Here is an 18835-nt window from a genome sequence, read left to right on the forward strand (position 1 = left end):
CTTATCAGCATTTATTTACACTGGAAAATAACTTAAAGAATTACCAACTAGATAAATCACAGTATAAATTATCTAGTTTATGTGAGTCTAGAATATATTGACTTGCTGTTTTTGGTAAATTAAATTCATCAATTGTTTCTGAAATAGCTTTTGTATTCCAAGAACAAGGTTTATCGTGTTCAATTAATTTTCCACCTAAGTCTTCAATTGAATTAAGAATTTTTAAACCTAGTTGTTTTGTGGTGACATTTTCTGCCTTTTTATTCTTTCTCAGCCACAAGATAAGTTCGTCTGCACCTATTTTTATTTCCATATTTTAAATTATTAGTCTTTAGAATAATTGGTTTTGAATTTGTGAGTAATTAAATAACAGAAAAAATTGCCATAACAACACTTAATATTATTCCAATTGCGATAACCCAGACAATTGTAGAGGTATTTGCTCTAGTTTTTTCTGAGGATATTCTTATTTGCCAGCTGGTGTAAAGTAGTTCCATTTGAATGTCACGATCAGTATAATCAGCTCTGTCGGCATTGAATTTTTGCTGCATTTTTGACTTTTCTGCCATTGTACTGGTTTTTGGATTGATGAATGAGCTTTAGTAAAATTGTCTTGTTAGCTAAGCTAGATAGGTACTTTAATGCAATTAACTACCAATCATCATTAGACTTTAGATTCACACTTTTTTCTATAGAAAGTATTGTTGCTTTCATACTTTCTGAAGTTCCTTTAATCATCTCTTCATAAATTGATACGGTAAGTTCTTTTGCTTTGGCTCTTTTCTTTTTACCGATTAATGCTTTTCTATACCAGTCTTCGATAAATAAATTATACTCATTTACTTTTGCTTGTTTTAGACCAGTAAAATCAATCATGTCAAAAATTATATTGTATTGATTATCTATGTTATAGCCTGCTAACTCTTGTGGTTTAATGATATTAGTCAAGGTGTAAGTAACCCTGTATTTGTCATCTTTTACATTAATCTCTAAGGTGTGATTAAAATCTAAAGTGTTGTAATTTGGAAGGTATTTATTACTAGGATATAAATCCTTCATAATGTTTCTATAAGTAGCCTTATTAATCCCTTTTACAATTATATCACCTGATTCCTTATCATTCATTTGAATGACATTTTGTGCAGAATTATAATTAATTGCAATCCATTTGTTTACTAATGCAAATATGTCTGACTTAGTTTTTCCTTCTGCCTTTAATATACCTACAATGCTTTTTTCTTGAGCGGTAAATTCTTGTCCATAAGTATACAGACTTGTGATTGAAAATAGTAAAATAAGTAATATAGATTTTTTCATATATTATTTTTTAAGAGAGAGGATTTACCTTTAGAAGCTTTGGAAAATACCTTAATATTTATGTTTGCAATAACTGATGTTATTTTTTAAATTACTGTTAGATAGAAGATTTTATTGGAGGTTCAACCTACCTTGATTTTCTATTTTCGATGAATGCTTTAATACCTTATCAATTGTGTAACTACTTTGGTCTATAATATATGTTTGTAAATCTTCATCAAAATTCCGTCTTCTTGATAATATTACTTTTAATAAATCGCCTTTTCTAAAGGCTTCGTTATTTAATTTTTCAAAAAAGGTAGAATCCTTTATAGAAGCTTTTATTGGATAGCCTCTATAAATAAATGCCCACTTTGCCTGGCCTTCAAAATGTATTGTCCTGATTATTAAAGTTGCCTCGTCAGTCAAAATATCAGATTCCTGAATTTTGTGTAATTCCGTAATTGACTGGGATTTGATTATTTTTACAAATTCTGAATTATCAATATTTAGAAATTCTTTTTCATTTCGTTCGATTTTTAAGTCAGTAATGTTTTCATCATTATTAACTATAATAAAAGTTTGTTGAATCTTTTGTCTAGCTGCTGTATTTCGATAAACATTTGTAACGATTTTTGGTACTTCTTTATTCATTAATTCCCGTTTCTCAAGAAGGTCATTTACTCTTTCGATTGTAATGTTATCATTGTTTATATTAGCAGAAATTATAGCGATTAAGCCTAATAGAACTCCAACACTCAAATCTCCAATTTTGTCTAAAATCAAGTCTTTGTATTTAGACTTGATTTTTATTTTGAAACTACCATTTTCAGGTGGAGAGACTTCAACAATCATATCTTCAGCCTTATATCCTAATTCGCTATTTATTAAGTATAAAACTTGCTTATAGTGGTCGAGAAAGTCTGTCAGAGTTTCTATTCTAATATTTCCTTCTCCTCCAAATTTTATAGTTAGTTGATTGTTCTCCGTCATAATTTTTTCAGATTGTGCCTTAGGGTCTCGTCTATTAGTATTTGCTTGGCTTATCACTTAAGTTTGGAAATACATTACGAGTAGGGATTTTCAAAGTAAGCGAGACAAAGCAATTAGATATAGCCATTGTTAGTGGTAGTTTTTTATTACTTTTTTTAATTGTGTTTCTGACAGCATTTTTAAACTTAGAAATTCCTCATTTAATTTGATATCCATATCTTTATGGTATTCACGATTCAAATAGTATTTCCCATCAATAATATCTAAATCATACCCAGCGCTCATTTCAGAATCCCAAAGAATAGTATGTAACCTATCTTCATGTTCCCATTCTTCAATTTCAAAACCTAAAACTTTTACTAAGAAATCAACATAATTCATATCAGTGAAATCTGTATCTGGAATTTTAGTGACTTTTTTCGAATCAAAATTTTCAATCTCATAAAATTTAAGAACATTGTTCAAAAATCTTTGAGCTTTAATTTCATCATCTAAGTTAGATATAACTTCAGTTGCTTTGGCCTCGTCTATCTTTTTATAAATATTTTCAATTAGCTCCTCTGTTTTTTTATTTGCTAGTGAAATGTTTTCTAAAAGAGTTTTTGTTTTTAATTGATTTTTTAACTTGTTACGCTCATTTAAAAAGTCGTACATCATTCCTGACCATTGCTTGCCTAATAATTCTATTATGTCTTTTGCGTAGTCAAAAGAGAAAAAACCATTGTTGACTTTACTGAGTCTAACATCATTAATAAATTCAAAAATATATTTAGCATGCTGGTCTTTTTCGATTGAAGGAAAATCTATTTCATCAATTATTTTTTTGCTCTTATTTCTTTGATATAACCTGTGGTCGTCATAGACGTTTTGTTTAACAAAAGTAAAAACAGGTTTTTCCAATCTTTTGGCAGCTTCATATTCAGCGTTCACTATAGATTTCGTGATGTCTGACACATATGAACCACCATGTCTGCCTCCTATAATCAAAATAAAGAGATCACAATTTTCAATTTCATTTATGCAACTCTCATGAGTATGGAAATCGGGATGGTAAAAAATATCTCCCTTTTCACTTACAACAGGCTCATAATACAAAGACTTTATAAATGAATATAAAGAGTCTCTAACCTCTCCAAGGTCATAACATGTTGAACTTATAAATACCTTCGGAAATGCCATATTTTATCTGTTATTTTAATGTACAACAAACTAGATTATATAAATAGGTTTGCCATTCAAACCACCCCAACCCCAGCAAAAACTAGAATCAAGATGACCTATATTATTATAGTTTTTAATTTCTAAAAAGCTAATCTACAACCTCCCATCCACACTTCTTTACGACTTTCCTCATTTTGGGCAAAAAAATGTAAAATAGTTAGTTTCAGCATTATAAATCTTGGTGCTACGCATCGTCATTTACTTCTATCCAGTAGCCATCTGGATCTTGGAAATACACTTGCTGTATCCCATCATTGCGCACATAATCTTTAGTGGGTGTTCCTCGCCAGTCGGCATAATCTATGTTTAGACTTTTAAGGTGCGTGATAAAGGAAGCAAGGTCTGCGGTGGCAAGTGCGAGGTGTACTGCTTTGTTAGTGATTACGGTTTCGCCTGGTCTTGGGATGAGGTGCAGTTGCTTGTTATCACCTAGGGCGAGCCAGCGAGTAGGGGAGACAGAGGCGGTATTTTCTATTTCGGTAAATCCAAATACCTTTTGGTAGAAAGCAATGGAAACGGCTACGTCTTGTACAGAAATAGCTACATGATTTATAAAGAATGTGCTCATGGTGATTGTTTTTGGAGGCTAAATATCTTCATTTTTAATGAAATACGCTGCTCCTCACTAGCAATAGTTATCATGGAACGCGGTAGGTGCGAGGTGTCATATTTTCGCGAAAGCGTAGCTATTGTTATTGTTTACAAAAGAGCTATAAAATCATGGATTGTGGTTTTAATTCTTGTGATCAATCCGTACTTTGTACCCCTGCTATGGATTCAAAATTAGAAGTATATATTGAGGGCTTAAACGAGGCCCAACGCGCTCCCACACTACATAAAGAGGGAGCATTAATTGTAATTGCAGGTGCGGGATCTGGTAAAACGCGAGTGCTTACCTTACGTATTGCTTACCTCATGTCACAGGGAGTAGACGCCTTTAACATCTTATCACTCACCTTTACAAATAAGGCGGCACGTGAGATGAAAAAGCGTATCTCTGATATTGTGGGTAGCTCTGAGGCAAAGAATTTATGGATGGGAACCTTTCACTCCATTTTTGCCAAAATCTTGCGTATTGAGGCAGATAAGCTAGGGTACCCGTCTAACTTTACCATTTATGATACCCAAGACTCCCAGCGTTTAATAAGCGCGATTATCAAGGAGCTGCAGCTGGATAAGGATATCTATAAGTACAAGCAGATACAAAACCGTATTTCTTCTTTTAAAAACAGCTTGATTACGGTACGTGCGTATCAAAATGATCCTGAGCTGGTAGAGGCAGATGCGATGGCAAAACGCCCGCGCATGGGGGAGATTTATGCAGAGTATGTAGATCGCTGTTTTAAGGCAGGGGCGATGGACTTTGATGATTTACTACTACGCACAAACGAGTTGCTTAACCGTTTTCCAGAGGTGCTTAATAAATACCAGAATCGTTTTAAATACATACTGGTAGATGAGTACCAAGATACTAACCATAGCCAGTACCTTATTGTAAAGGCGCTGTCTGATAAGTTTCAGAATATCTGTGTGGTGGGAGATGACTCGCAGAGTATCTACGCCTTCCGTGGGGCAAACATTAATAACATTTTGAACTTCCAGAAGGATTATGAGAATGTAGCAATGTACCGCCTGGAACAGAATTATCGCTCTTCAAAAGTGATTGTAGAGGCGGCAAACAGTGTGATAGAAAAAAACAAAACCAGACTGGATAAAACGGTCTGGACTGCAAACCCAGATGGTGGTGAGATTATCGTGCACCGCTCTCCTACAGATGGTGAGGAGGGACGCTATGTGGCGAGTTCTATTTTTGAAAATAGAATGAATCACCAACTCATGAATGGGGATTTTGCGATTTTATATAGAACAAACGCACAGTCACGTGCGATGGAGGATGCCTTGCGTAAGCGAGATATCCCATACCGTATTTATGGAGGGTTATCCTTCTATCAACGTAAGGAGATTAAGGATGTGCTGGGTTACCTGCGCGTGCTTATTAACCCAAAAGATGAGGAAGCACTTAAACGTGTGATTAACTATCCTGCAAGAGGAATAGGCGGTACGACCATAGATAAGCTTACGGTGGCGGCAAAGCACTACGGACGTTCTATGTTTGAGGTGATGGATAAAATAGAACAGCTAGGTCCCTCGATGAATATAAATCGCGGTACACAGACTAAGCTTAAGAATTTTGTCACGATGATTAAGAGTTTCCAGATTCTTAATGAGCAAAGTGATGCCTTTACCGTGGCAGAAACTGTTGCAAAGAAAACGGGACTCTTACAAGAACTTAAAAAGGATGGAACTCCAGAGGGTGTTGCTCGTATAGAAAATATAGAGGAGCTGCTCAATGGTATGCGCGACTTTGTAGAGGAGCAAAGGGAGCTGGCAGATACTACAGGATCGCTGGCAGAGTTTCTAGAAGATGTGGCACTTGCCACAAGTATGGATAATGATACGGGAGATGATGACCGCGTCGCGTTAATGACCATCCACCTAGCAAAGGGACTTGAGTTTCCATTTGTATACATTGTGGGTATGGAGGAAGATCTCTTTCCTTCTGGTATGAGTATGAGCACGCGTAGTGAGCTAGAGGAGGAGCGCCGCTTGTTTTATGTGGCACTTACAAGGGCAGAGAAGCAGGCATACCTTACCTATACAGAGTCTAGATATCGCTGGGGTAAACTGGTAGATGCAGAGCCTAGTCGTTTTATAGAGGAAATAGATGATAAGTATCTGGACTACCAGACGCCTATGATGAGAAACCGCTATAAGTCACTCATGGATATAGATGAGTATGGCGAGGTAGATAAAAGTAAATTACGATTAAAGAAGCCAGTGAGCGGTACGCCACCTAGAGTGGGTAATCCATCACAAGACCAGCTACGCAAGTTGCGCAAGATAAGACCTACTAGCGGTGATGAGCCTGTCTCTTCACTCGCAGGAGCGCTAGAAGCGGGTACGGTGGTAAAGCATATCCGTTTTGGGAAAGGGATTGTGGTAGGACTAGAAGGGAAAGGCCAAGATCAAAAAGCAGAAATTAATTTTGAAAATGGCGGTCTCAAAAAGTTGTTACTACGATTTGCTAAGCTTGAGATTGTAAGCTAGTACGCACACAAGCTGTTATAAAATACAAATGCTGACGTCCATTAGATGTCAGCATTTTTTTATGGTAATACCTACGCTTTCGCGAAAGCTATACAGGAACACCTTCTATCTCATCATATTGTTTAGCAATATGTATTTAATCTTCTATAGGTAAGTAGAGGTCGATGTAAGCGCCTATTTTTTGTTGTACATCGAGGTAGCTCGTTGCATCCCAATCTCCATGACCACCTTCATAAATAGTAAATATATGCGGAACACCAACATTAGAAAGCGCGGTATCTAGTCGCTGACCATTAGTAAGTGGCACCAGCGGATCTTGATCTCCGTAAAACTGTAGGGTAGGGCTAGCGCTTGCAGTCACAACTTTGGCAGGGCTTAATAGTTCGCTATAATTTGCATCCTCAGGATAGGCAGTTTCATCAGTAAGTGCGGCTATGTAGATTTCAAAACCTGGGCCGTCTGCATAAAAAGGATCTGTAAAATCTGCAGGACCTACAATGTTGGCTACAAATTTTACTTGGTCATCCACATCATACGTATAGTCATACATCATCGCAATATGTGCACCAGCACTAAGCCCTATAAAAGCATACTCGTTATTAAATTGCAACTCGCTACCAGTATCATTAAGCTGATTGATCACCGCCTGCACATCCAGAAACTGATTAGGAAATGCCGGTATCGCTGGCGGATCTGCCAATATGTAATTCATATTTACCACGCCATAATCTGGATGTTGTGATTGTACCAGATTTATAAAAGCAGATACATTTTCCTTATCTCCTTCTGTCCAGCCACCACCGTGTATGAGGATAATCATCTTTGTTTTGGCAGCACTACGTCCTGCAGGTAGATAAATGTCATACACCTGCGCAGGATCATTACCGTAGGGAACATCTAGTAGGGTAAGCGCCTCAAGAGCAACAGCTTCTTCCATCTCCGTATCAGGAGTAATGACATCTGTGCTAGTCTCGTCACTATCTGAGCAGCTCCAGCTCATTGCAGCCAGTAAGCAGAGGATATATAGTAGTTTCATTAAGATAATTTTAAGGTATAACGCACAGATTTTACTTTTATGTTAAGGTTGCGTTACTTTCTGCGAGATATTTTAAGCTTATAAGTAACTTTAAATAAAAAAGTTATGATTAAGGAAGGAACAAAAGTACAGTGGAAATGGGGTAACGGTACCGCAGAAGGAAAAGTAACCGAAACTTTTACAGAGAAAGTGACCCGTACCATCAAAGGCAATGAAGTCACTCGTAATGGTGAGTCTGGTAACAAGGCGTTATACATCGAGCAAGAAGATGGTGATAAAGTACTCAAACTTGAAGACGAAGTAGAGCGCGTAGATTAGGGAAGTTACGCTTTCGCGAAAGCGTGACTCTCATATTAATTGTTACTCGTACATTCACAAAAAATTACAGCCATGTCAAAGTTTATAAAACTCTACGAAGAAAATCCAAACCCCAGAGACTTACAGGAAATCGTAAAAATCCTAAAAAATGGCGGACTTATCATTTACCCAAGTGATACCGTGTATGCGCTGGGCTGCGACATTACAAATACCAAAGCACTAGAACGCGTAGCACAGATAAAAGGAGTAAAGCTAGCTAAGGCAAACTTCTCCTTTGTATGTGAAGATCTAAGTAATCTCTCAGATTATGTGAAGCAAATAGATACGCAGACGTTTAAAATACTTAAAAGAGCACTACCGGGACCTTATACGTTTATATTGCCAGGTAATAATAACTTGCCTAGTGTTTTTAAAAAGAAAAAGGAAGTAGGAATACGTGTACCAGATAACGAGATTACAAGAGCCATCGTAAGAGCACTAGGTAATCCTATTATCTCTACGTCAATCTATGATGAAGATGAGGTGATAGAATATACCACAGATCCAGAACTCATCTTTGAGAAATGGCAGAACCGTGTTGATGTAATAGTTGATGGTGGTTATGGAGGTAATATTCCTTCTACCGTAATCGATCTTACGGGTGATGAGCCTATTCTTATAAGAGAAGGAAAAGGAAGTCCAGAATTATAAAACAGATGCATATTAAAAAACCTCTCCAAAGGGAGAGGCTCTTAACTAAATCTAATTAAAGATTTGGGGTACTTACTAATCTAACCTAAAGACTAGTAAATTATTCGCCAGCCGCAAGTAGGGTAGCCGTTTCTGTAAAGTTGTTGTTATTGTACGTAAGCTCATCTAAGTTAAGAGCATTAAGCTTTGTAGGAAACTCACCTGTGAAGTTATTGTCAAAAAGGTTAAGCTTCTTTAATTGTGGTAACGCTGCAAGACCGTTAGGTAGTTTACCAGTAAAGTTATTACTACTTAATTGTAAGTCTGTAAGTTTTTCTAATGAAGTGATTGCTACAGGAAGCTTTCCTCTAAAGTCATTATTTGCAAGACTTAATCTTTTCAAGTTTCTTAATCCAGCTACATCGTTCTGCAATTCTCCACTTAAGTTATTAAAGAAAAGATCTAGATACTCTAGACTTCCCATCGCAAGAATCTCGCTAGGAATGTTCCCTTCAAGTTTGTTTAAAGCTAAGTTGATTGTTTTAAGACCTTTTATTGCACCTAAAGAAGCAGGTATAGCTCCTTGAAGATTATTTTTCTGAAGATTTAATATTTTAAGCCCTGTAAGGTCACTTATACTTGCTGGAATAGTACCAGTAAGATTGTTGTCCTCAAGACTTACCGCAAATACTTTATCTCTAATGATAGTAACACCCATCCAGTTTTCTGGAGTTTGTGCAAGATCCCAAGAGTTTGTCCACTCATTTCCGTTAGTGCTATTGTATAAGTCTACAAGAGCTTGCTTTTCCTTTGGAGAGATTCCTGCAACAAGTAATGATGAGCAGAAAAGAGCTAAGATAACAAGAGTAAAATTCTTCATGATGGGACGGTTTTAATTTACTATACATACGAAAGTATTGTGAAAACCTCTATGAACCGCACAATTAAGACGATAATCGACTAAGTACACTAAATTTTAACATTTAAACGTTTAAATTGTGTCTTTGAGCGATGATTTTGACGTTCGAGTACGCTTTTTGAAATCTCATTTGTGTTGTTAAACGAAAAAAGCGACTATCTTGCCGATAGTCGCTTTTCTCTGTAAGAGTTATCTAATGAGATTCTTAGTTCCCTTCTTCTACTTGTACATCTTCTCCAGACATGTTCTTCATTTCTTGCTCAATCATATCATAAAATTGATCAATCTTAGGAAGTACATATATCTTCGTTCTACGGTTTGTAGATCTGTTTTCTGCAGTGCTGTTATCTACTAGCGGTACAAACTCGCTACGTCCAGCAGCAATAAGCTGTGCAGGATTTGCCCCTAAGTCTACTAACTTTCTCACGATAGCTGTAGCTCTTTTTGCACTTAAATCCCAGTTGTCTATAAGAACGCCTCCTTTATTATAAGGAACGTTATCTGTGTGACCTTCTACAAGTGCTTCAAAGTTAGGTTTACCATTAATTACAGTAGCAACTTTACCTAAGATTTCTTCTGCTCTTGAAGTAATGTTATAGCTTCCGCTCTTAAATAATACCTTGTCAGAAAGTGATATGAATACCACACCTTTCTCAACATTGATTTCAATATCAGTATCATTGATACCTACTTCTTTCTTAAGGCTAGTAACTAGTGCAAGTGTAACACTGTCCTTTTTAGTAAGGGCATCTTGAAGACGGTTAATCTTAAGATCTTTTTCTTTTAAGCTTTCTAGTGACTTTTCTAGGTTAGACGCTCCTTGCTTTGTGAGCATAGTAAGGTCTTTAGAACTTTGGATAAGGTCATTTCTGTCTTTTCTCATTTCTGCAATGCGCTCTTCTAGTGACTTCACACGAGTAGTAGCACTTGCTTTCTCTTCTAGACAAGAATTTAACTTTACCGTAGCAGAGTTCAATAGGTCTTGAGTTTCTTGTTGTCTTGCCTCAAGCGCAGCATATTCTTTCTTAGAAACGCAAGAAGTAAGCAGTAGGGCGCTGGTAATACCAGCAATCAATAATCGTTTCATAGTTTGTGTAACTTTTAAAATGAATGTTAAATGTACTAAAACCGTAGGGTCATAGGTGATTGTTAACAGTAATTTATGGTTTTCTACTTAAGTCTCTATAGGTGCCTTTCTTTTGTATGAAATAGCTCCATATAATAGAAGTTGTTTCGGCATAACGTCTAGAAGATACTAGACGTAAGCGTCTTTCTAATAGCGCAGGTATGTGTAAATAGAAACTTAAATGAGCTTTCAATATAGCCAAAAGATGCTTAGGCTGCCCAGAAAATAGAAACTTTAGTGCCGCAATGCCATCAAGCACAAGTCTTGAAAATATGATAAATAGCGCTTTAAACCCCTTAATATTCTTTACAACATTAAAGAGCGTATTTCTAAAATTATAAAATGTCTTCTTTGGGTTTGCAGAGGGTAGTGTAGCTCCGCCTAGATGATATACCTCGCTATCACCACAAGCGAGTACACGATATCCCTTGTTTTTAATTCGCCAGCATAAATCTATTTCTTCTTGATGAGCAAAGAATATTTCGTCTAGCGCTCCCACTTCCCAGAAGGTAGATGATCTTACAAAGAGACAAGCGCCACTTGCCCATTGTACCTCTACGGTAGTATCGTATTGTCCTGTATCTTCCTCACAAGTATCAAATAGTCTACCTCTACAATACGGATAGCCTAACTTGTCTAGAAAACCTCCAGCTGCGCCTGCATACTCGAAGTGCGTAGGTTTTTTTAAATCTTTTATTTTAGGTTGCGCCGCAGATACTCTAGGATCGTCAAAAAGAGCAATCATAGGTGCTAGCCAGCCCTTCGTCACTTGTACATCACTATTAATGAGTACATAGATATCTGCCTTTATAGTTTTTAGTGCATCATTATAACCCTTTGCATAACCACCATTTTCAGCATTCTTTATAATGTGAACGCTTGGGAAGTGTTCTTGCACGTAACCTACAGAGCTATCTGTACTTGCGTTATCGGCTACATAAATAGTTGCGAGGTCTTCACTATGCTCAATAATAGTGGGAAGGAATCGTTCAAGTAGTTCTTTTCCGTTCCAGTTTAAGATGACGATGGCTGTTTTCACGCTGCAAATAAAAGGTTTTTATGGGATTCCGCTTTCGCGAAAGCGTACTTATTTTACTTCTCGCTCATAATCTGGGAGCGATCGCAAGAAGTCATAACGCTCTGCTACTGTGTCTACTTGGCAATAATAATGTGAAAGTCCGTTGCTCACCATCAAGTAATCTGCTTGTAATTGCAAATTATAACGGGCTATCTGATCAAAGGTTTCTTGGGTGATTTTTATAGCAGGAGCTTTACACTCTACAATAAGTAGGAGGGAGCCATCTTTATTAAAAATGACAATATCATAACGCTTGCGCGTATTACCTACTTTTATTTCTTTCTCAACATTAATAAGGCTTAGCGGATATCCTTTTTCAGTCAGGAGCCATTGTAATATGTGTTGTCGCACCCATTCTTCGGGAGTGAGTACCAAGAACTTTTTACGAATGACGTCAAAAATATACCGTTTGTTTTCGCTACTTTTGAGTCTGAAAGAGTATGCAGGAAAAGAGAGTTGTTGCATACCACAATAGTACGAGTTCTGCAGGAAAACCCAAAGGTGAAGCACGCAAAAAACATAGTTGAAGACATTAAAAAAGGAATCATAAAACCCATTTACTTTTTAAGTGGGGAAGAACCTTATTTTATAGATCAAATCTCAGATTATATAGAGCATAATCTACTCGATGAAGCTGAAAAAGGCTTCAATCAAGTGGTGCTTTATGGTCGTGACGTGACCATAGAAGATATTGTGAGCAATGCAAAGCGCTACCCTATGATGGCAGAACGCCAGGTGGTGATTGTAAAAGAAGCGCAAGATCTGTCACGCCAGATTGAGAAGCTAGCCGCTTATGTAAAAAACCCGCAGCCTACAACAGTGCTGGTGGTGGCATATAAATATAAGAAGCTAGACAAACGTAAAGCACTCGCAAAAGCCTTAAAGGAATACGGAGTTCATTATGAAAGTAAGAAACTCTATGAAAACCAAGTAGGCGACTGGTTACGTCGTGTGCTTATAGATGAGGGATATCATATCCAACCTAAAGCGGCACAAATTCTAGTAGACTATCTAGGGAATGACTTAGGGAAAGTAATTAATGAGCTCAATAAGTTGATGCTTATTTTACCTAAAGGGAGTGAGATAACACCACAAGCCATCGAGGAGAATATCGGGATAAGTAAGGACTTCAATATTTTTGAGTTACGCAAAGCAATCTCAGAGAAAGATATTGTGAAGGCACAGCGCATTGCACAATACTTTACACAGAATCCTAAGGATAATCCGCTGGTCTTAACAGTGAGCCAGTTGTTTAGTTTGTTTGCGAGTATTCTCAAATATCACGGACTTCCTCAAAAGGATAAGACTACGGTCGCCAGAGCACTGGGTGTCTCGCCATTTTTTGTAGATGAATATATTACTGCAGGTCGCAATTACCCTATGAAAAAAGTAAGTGCTTGTATCTCCTTGATAAGAGAAGTAGATGTAAAGAGTAAAGGGGTAGGAGCGAGTGCTTTTGCAAGTAACGACTTACTAAAAGAGCTGCTTGTAAAAATCATGAATTAAGATTTTACAAGCAGCTCTCAGAATTATTTGAAGTGTAGGTTAGCTTATTCTGCAGCGATAACACTTATTTCTACATTTACATATTTAGGAAGATTTGCCACCTCTACCGTTTCTCTTGCAGGGGCTGTAGCTTCATCAAAGTACTTTCCATACACGCTATTAATCTTTCCGAAGTTTTCCATATCGCTAATGAAGATGGAAGTCTTGACCACGTTTTCAAAAGTCATTCCAGCTTCTGTAAGAATCGCTTTGACGCTTTGCATAACAAGTTCAGTTTCTTCTTCTATACTTCCTTTAAAAAGCTCACCAGTTGCCGGTATGATAGCAATCTGTCCGCTAGTGTATAGCATTCCATTTACTAATGTTGCCTGGTTGTAAGGGCCTATTGGAGCCGGAGCATTTAATGTTGTGATTATTTTTTTCATGAGTAATGGTATTTGTTACGCTTTCGCGAAAGCGTGATTATACATTTCGTACTTATAATTGTTGATCTGGAGTACGGCGTTTATCGTATTTAATATCACTAAGTAAGTTACCAGTAATCCCGATAAAGAAATTCCAAGAAGTTCTACTAGGATCTGAATTTACAGGAGGAACCCAACTGAAACGCATGTTCCAACTCTCAAGATCACGCGCAAAATTAAGTGAAGTAAAAGTGATGCCTGGGTTTGCAAGATCATATCCAGTAGATCCGCCCACAGTCCATCTATTTCCTAATTTTACATCTCCGCTTATTACGATAGAGTGAGAGCTTACATCGTTTTGACGTGCATTGTTTGCGTATCCTACTTGATACCCAAAGCGTAAATTCCACGGAATTTTAAACCTATAAAATTCAATCTCTTTTTCTTCTTCGTCTTCTGGCTCTCGATTTCCCGCGTTTGTGTTTCCAGTAATGTCAACGCCTTTTCCTAATAAATCATCTGGGCGTCCACCACCTGCAAAGGTTTCGTTTTCTGTGCGATCTTTATTTACACCCGCCTTAGCATCTTTGTCAAAATCTCTACTAGAAAAACTGTAACCAAAACTCGCCTGTCCGCTGGTAAGTCTAAAGAGACTACCACCATTATTTATGTTAAGTGTGTTTATTCGCTGGTTTGCACTATTAAGTGCGTAGAGATCTAAGTTTGCACTAAAGTTCACGTCAAGCTTCTCTTGTAAAATAGGAACAGATCCGTTTACAGAGATAGGTGATAACTTAAGGTCATCTGCAGCAAAGTTATAAGAGGTCCTAATGTTGAGGTTATTGATAAGCTTTATCTTCTTGGGCTCTGTATCTGTGCTATCCTTACTCCGTACTTTTGCTTCTAGTGTGTTTGCAAGACTAAATGAGAGCGAATTAGAAACGCGATTACTAGGAGCACCAAAGAATCCTCCGTCAAATCTTGAATACTCTACTTCTACATTTTGAGGATCTGTCACATCATTAGGATCAGGTCGTGTGTAGGTCTCGTAAAACTGATCAAAAGCCGGAGTATATGACCAACTTAATGATGGTCGTACTACGTGACGTATGGTTTGAATCTTGCTAGTTTCCTTAAAATTAAAAGTTCCGTAAACGGTCGTTCCTAAGCTCAATCCACCTCTGTAGGTTCTATAGGCATCAAAACCGTTTACTGTATCTCGTACTACAGCATTGGTTTCTTCATCAAAACGTTGATCTATCGTTTTAAATACCCAACTTTCCTCAAGACTACCGCTTACCGAAGCACTGATGTAGTTAAAGAGTTTAAAGTTGGTTGCAATAGGAATACTATGTCTTATCCCAGTTTCTGCACCTTCAAACATGGCAGCGGTAAAAAACTCGTCGTCGTTTGTTCTAAAGCGGTTATCGGCGCGCAGCGCATAACTCAGGTTTACATTCTTAATAAGCCCTTTCTTAGACCCAGACTTACCAGCAAAAGGATAAATCCTATCTACGTTAAGTTGGGTAGTAGGAAGTGACATTGTGATTTCTTCCGTTCGTGAGTTTTGACTGTGAGTCGCAGCAACCGTTAGATTCACAGGGACTGTACCAGGGAACGTGCGTGAGTACGAAACAGAAGAGCTAAAGTTGTTATTTAAGAAGTTACCTGTGTTGGCCTGGTTAAGTGATTGTCTATAAAAGTTACTACTACCTAAGTTTACAGAGGCCGAAAATCTACTGTTAGGGCTAGACTTCGTATCCTGACTGTGATTCCAGCGTATGTTATACGTATTAGTCTCAGAAAAGTCTGGAAGACCACGCTCACTAAACAAGATACGCTCAGAACTGAAACTAAACCTACCGTTGTACTTGTAACGCACCTTATAATCAGTGTCTGCTCTAAAGGCATAACTACCGTTTGTATAATAATCACCTGTAAGTGCTAGATTAAAATACTCACTAAGTGCAAAATAATATCCACCATTTGTTAGTGAGTATCCACGCTCTCTACTTTCTCCTGGTCCAGGTAATATAAAGCCAGATACGCTAGTTTCCTTTTCCATAGGGAAAAAAGCAAAAGGTAAACCTATAGGAGTAGGAACATCTGCGATGTACATATTAGTAAGTCCAGCAACAAGTTTTTTGCCAGGTACAAATTTTACTTTACGAGCGAGAAAGTAATATTCTGGATTATCAAGATCTTCAGAGGTAGATATCTTTACATTACTCATAAAGATTACAGAGTCATTTACTCTTTTACTACGCTCTGCTTTTAAATTTATTTGCTGTCCGCCAGCTTTTTCAACGCGCGAACCATAAATAAGAGCTCGTTGCGTATCAAAATTAAACTTTATGGAATCTGGCTTTACTTGGTTAGGACCTTGAACAAAAAAGGGAATTTGAGAGTAATTTCCAGCAGAATCTTTTATTCCTCGAGCAAATACGGTGTTAGTTTCATAATCGAGAATGATTTCACCGGCATTTATTTTCATGTCTTCATACACAATCTCTGCCTCATTATAAAGGTAGATTTTCTTTTTACGTTGTGATATGCGCTGGTAGTCTGTAGCCTTGTAAACAACCTTGTCTGTAAGGGTTTCGGGCTTTTGTTTTATAGAATCTTGTATTGTTTTGGTAGTGTCTTCTATAGCAACTACGGTAGGAGTGATGGAATCAAGCCTAGCAAAACCTTCAGTTGCAGATTGAATCAACGTAGTGTCCCTTGCAGGTACGCGTCTGGCATCATTCTTGGATGGGAGTTCCTGTGCACTTGCCGTAAGCAATGGTAGCAAGCAAAGAGAGAGTACAATAAGAAAGTGTGCAGTTTTTGTTTGCAATGCGATTAGCCTATTTTTGTGCAAATAATTATCAATTAAAGTGTCAAAATTACGTATATTTTTTTCGGCTACAGCCCTAGAATTACAATTTTGAAAATAACAAGCGTGTAATGCACGTTACCTTATTTACAGAGATCAATTTAATACCTAACGTTCAAAAGAGTCATATTTGATATAAATGATGCGTAAAAAAAACATATTTAATATTTATTTAACAACTATACTGCTTGTAGTGAGTTGTTTTTCAGGCGCTTTCGCGAAAGCGCAATCCAGTAATTCTTCTAAAAAATTCAAGGTTGTTCTCGATGCTGGACACGGTGGAGGTGATAGTGGTAACCGTGGAAACGGATATTACGAAAAAAATATAGCTCTCAATGTAGTCTTGGCTCTAGGAAAAGAATTAGAAAAGCAATCTGATGTAGAAGTGATTTATACTAGAAAGACAGATGTTTTCTTAGAATTATGGGAACGAGCAGATATTGCAAACAATGCAAATGCAGATCTTTTTATAAGTGTACATTGTAATTCCCACTCCTCACAAGCTAAAGGAACGGAGACTTTTGTGCTTGGTATAGACGGTAACGCAAAGAATATGGCTATTGCCAAAAAAGAAAACTCAGTAATCTTACTTGAGGAAAATTATGAAAAGCGATATGCAGGTTTTGATCCTAATAGTCCAGAGACGAGTATAGGCCTTGAGCTTATGCAAGAGGAATATCTTGATCAAAGTATCAACCTAGCAAGCTTTGTAGAAAATGAATTTACAGGTAGCGTGAAGCGCAGCAGTCGCGGTGTAAAGCAAGCTATTTTCTGGGTATTACACAGATCTGTAATGCCTAGTGTACTTATAGAAACAGGTTTTCTTACTAATAATGAAGAGGGAAAATTCTTAAACTCTACTGCTGGTCAAGATAAAATGGCAAAGGCAATTAGTAAAGCTGTTACTAATTATAAGAAGAGTATACAGATGAACGAGCGTGTTGAGATTGCAAATCCTGTGATTGAAAAAACTACAACTCCTATTGCGACACCTAAGTCTAAGGTAGTAGAGGGTGTGACCTTTAAAGTACAACTGGCAGCGAGTAAACGTAAACTAGAAACTAAATCTTATAATTTTAAGGGTCTTAAGTCTGTAAGTCGTTCTAAAGATGGCCGTTTGTATAAGTATTATTATGGCGCAACCTCAGACTATAACTTAGCTCGTACACAATTACATGAAGCAAAAAATAAAGGGTACAAAGAGGCTTTTATCGTATCATTTAATAAGGATAATATCAAAGTGCCACTCAATCAAGTGTTAAATTAGTCTTATACGTTAGGACTGCCTTTAACAATTGACCTACATTTGTTTTAACCAATAAGCATCTTATTTAATGTCTAAAGAAATAAAAACCGCCATTCTAGTTATCGCAGCACTGCTGCTTGTAATATTTGGCTACAACTACCTCAAAGGCAATAATCTTTTAGATAAGAGTAAAATACTTTATGCAAAGTATGATAACGTAGAAGGTCTTGCACCATCATCTCAAGTAACTATTAATGGATTGCCAGTAGGTAGAGTAATGTCTATAGACTTTGCAGACAGTAGCGGTAAGCTAGTAGTTAAGTTTGTAGTGGAAAAGGATTTTGAGTTTTCAAACAATAGTCTTGCTAGAGTATATGGAGGAGGACTCATAGGCGGTAAATCGCTTGCCATTGTCCCTTCTTACGAAAAAGGAAGAAATGCTAAGTCTGGAGATACCTTACCTGGTGAAATGGGTGAAGGAATCATGGAACTTGTAAATGAACGCCTTACGCCACTTCAAAACCAAGTAGAAAAAGTTATAGGAGATACAGATTCACTATTAGTCAATGTGAATTCAGTATTAGATAGAGATACAAGAGCAAACTTGAGAGATGCCATCGCAAACTTTACAGCAGCTTCTCGTGAGATGAAAGGGATATCTAAATCTGTAAATGGATTGCTAGCTTCTAATCAAGATAAATTAGATCGTACGATTACTAATCTAGATAAAATGAGTGGCAACTTTGCTACATTATCAGATTCGCTCTCTAAAATTCAAATGGGTACAATGGTTGCAGATTTAGAGAAAACCATTGCAGATTTCCAAGAATTGTCTAATAAGTTAAATTCTCCTGAAGGAACCGTAGGTAAACTTTTGAATGATGATCAACTTTACTTAAATTTGGATCGTACAGCAAACCAGATGGGAGATCTTCTTCAAGATATGAAGCTTAACCCAAAACGTTATGTACATTTTTCACTCTTCGGGAAAAAGCCAGGAGAGTATACTCCGCCTAAAGATTCGTTACAGTAGGCGC

Annotated in this window: 19 protein-coding genes; 6 read left to right on the forward strand and 13 right to left on the reverse strand. The window is 37.1% G+C overall.

What is annotated here, in order from left to right; translation table 11 throughout:
- Nucleotides 1-40 precede the first annotated feature (40 nt).
- The 6 genes from SJY37_RS10520 to SJY37_RS10545 all read right to left on the reverse strand — a co-directional run bounded on the left by SJY37_RS10520 (nt 41) and on the right by SJY37_RS10545 (nt 4078).
- The gene (locus SJY37_RS10520; protein ID WP_379953054.1) at nt 41-313 is read right to left on the reverse strand and encodes a hypothetical protein; all 273 of its coding nucleotides are present in this window, start codon (nt 311-313) and stop codon (nt 41-43) included.
- A 49-nt stretch (nt 314-362) separates the two neighbouring features.
- Nucleotides 363-569 carry a hypothetical protein gene (locus tag SJY37_RS10525; RefSeq protein WP_379953055.1) on the reverse strand — a complete coding sequence of 69 codons (207 nt, stop codon included), beginning with the start codon at nt 567-569 and terminating at the stop codon, nt 363-365.
- Between the two features lie 82 nt (nt 570-651).
- On the reverse strand, nt 652-1317 hold the full coding sequence (locus tag SJY37_RS10530; RefSeq protein WP_379953056.1) for a DUF4468 domain-containing protein: 666 nt from the start codon (nt 1315-1317) through the stop codon (nt 652-654).
- Between the two features lie 111 nt (nt 1318-1428).
- Nucleotides 1429-2289, reverse strand: coding sequence for a hypothetical protein (locus SJY37_RS10535; protein ID WP_379953057.1), 861 nt, complete (start codon nt 2287-2289; stop codon nt 1429-1431).
- 129 nt (nt 2290-2418) lie between these two features.
- The gene (locus SJY37_RS10540; RefSeq protein WP_379953058.1) at nt 2419-3468 is read right to left on the reverse strand and encodes a DUF4062 domain-containing protein; all 1050 of its coding nucleotides are present in this window, start codon (nt 3466-3468) and stop codon (nt 2419-2421) included.
- A gap of 226 nt (nt 3469-3694) precedes the next feature.
- Nucleotides 3695-4078, reverse strand: coding sequence for a VOC family protein (locus tag SJY37_RS10545; protein WP_379953059.1), 384 nt, complete (start codon nt 4076-4078; stop codon nt 3695-3697).
- 203 nt (nt 4079-4281) lie between these two features.
- On the opposite strand from SJY37_RS10545, the gene SJY37_RS10550 reads away from it, so the two are divergent.
- Nucleotides 4282-6618 carry an ATP-dependent helicase gene (locus tag SJY37_RS10550; protein WP_298323940.1) on the forward strand — a complete coding sequence of 779 codons (2337 nt, stop codon included), beginning with the start codon at nt 4282-4284 and terminating at the stop codon, nt 6616-6618.
- Nucleotides 6619-6754: 136 nt separating this feature from the next.
- Here the strand turns inward: SJY37_RS10550 and SJY37_RS10555 are convergent, their stop codons facing one another.
- Entirely contained in the window at nt 6755-7654 is a 900-nt protein-coding gene (locus SJY37_RS10555) for an alpha/beta hydrolase (RefSeq protein ID WP_298323943.1), read from the reverse strand.
- A 105-nt stretch (nt 7655-7759) separates the two neighbouring features.
- On the opposite strand from SJY37_RS10555, the gene SJY37_RS10560 reads away from it, so the two are divergent.
- The gene (locus SJY37_RS10560) at nt 7760-7972 is read left to right on the forward strand and encodes a DUF2945 domain-containing protein (RefSeq protein ID WP_298323946.1); all 213 of its coding nucleotides are present in this window, start codon (nt 7760-7762) and stop codon (nt 7970-7972) included.
- A 72-nt stretch (nt 7973-8044) separates the two neighbouring features.
- Entirely contained in the window at nt 8045-8662 is a 618-nt protein-coding gene (locus SJY37_RS10565; protein WP_013749585.1) for an L-threonylcarbamoyladenylate synthase, read from the forward strand.
- A 100-nt stretch (nt 8663-8762) separates the two neighbouring features.
- Here the strand turns inward: SJY37_RS10565 and SJY37_RS10570 are convergent, their stop codons facing one another.
- From SJY37_RS10570 to SJY37_RS10585, 4 genes are all read right to left on the reverse strand, one after another.
- A complete protein-coding gene (locus SJY37_RS10570; protein WP_298323954.1) occupies nt 8763-9521 on the reverse strand; it encodes a Two component regulator three Y domain protein in 759 nt (252 codons plus the stop codon).
- Between the two features lie 244 nt (nt 9522-9765).
- Entirely contained in the window at nt 9766-10647 is an 882-nt protein-coding gene (locus tag SJY37_RS10575) for an OmpA family protein (RefSeq protein WP_108878476.1), read from the reverse strand.
- Between the two features lie 73 nt (nt 10648-10720).
- Nucleotides 10721-11725 (reverse strand): glycosyltransferase family 2 protein, encoded by a 1005-nt coding sequence (locus tag SJY37_RS10580; RefSeq protein ID WP_298323967.1) that lies wholly within the window; start codon nt 11723-11725, stop codon nt 10721-10723.
- Between the two features lie 48 nt (nt 11726-11773).
- Nucleotides 11774-12229, reverse strand: coding sequence for a type I restriction enzyme HsdR N-terminal domain-containing protein (locus SJY37_RS10585; protein WP_013749581.1), 456 nt, complete (start codon nt 12227-12229; stop codon nt 11774-11776).
- A 36-nt stretch (nt 12230-12265) separates the two neighbouring features.
- Between SJY37_RS10585 and holA the strand changes: the two genes are divergently transcribed.
- Nucleotides 12266-13270, forward strand: a complete 1005-nt coding sequence (gene holA / locus SJY37_RS10590) for a DNA polymerase III subunit delta (RefSeq protein ID WP_298323973.1) — start codon at nt 12266-12268, stop codon at nt 13268-13270.
- Nucleotides 13271-13314: 44 nt separating this feature from the next.
- On the opposite strand, the gene SJY37_RS10595 is transcribed toward holA, so the two are convergent.
- Nucleotides 13315-13695 carry a Rid family detoxifying hydrolase gene (locus SJY37_RS10595; protein ID WP_298323975.1) on the reverse strand — a complete coding sequence of 127 codons (381 nt, stop codon included), beginning with the start codon at nt 13693-13695 and terminating at the stop codon, nt 13315-13317.
- A gap of 52 nt (nt 13696-13747) precedes the next feature.
- Entirely contained in the window at nt 13748-16513 is a 2766-nt protein-coding gene (locus SJY37_RS10600; RefSeq protein WP_298323977.1) for a putative LPS assembly protein LptD, read from the reverse strand.
- Between the two features lie 178 nt (nt 16514-16691).
- Between SJY37_RS10600 and SJY37_RS10605 the strand changes: the two genes are divergently transcribed.
- Nucleotides 16692-17819, forward strand: coding sequence for an N-acetylmuramoyl-L-alanine amidase (locus tag SJY37_RS10605; protein WP_379953060.1), 1128 nt, complete (start codon nt 16692-16694; stop codon nt 17817-17819).
- Nucleotides 17820-17886: 67 nt separating this feature from the next.
- The gene (locus SJY37_RS10610) at nt 17887-18831 is read left to right on the forward strand and encodes an MlaD family protein (protein ID WP_298323982.1); all 945 of its coding nucleotides are present in this window, start codon (nt 17887-17889) and stop codon (nt 18829-18831) included.
- Nucleotides 18832-18835: the final 4 nt, after the last annotated feature.

The sequence above is a fragment of the Dokdonia sp. R78006 genome (assembly GCF_042466145.1).
In the GTDB taxonomy this organism is placed as follows: Bacteria; Bacteroidota; Bacteroidia; order Flavobacteriales; family Flavobacteriaceae; genus Dokdonia.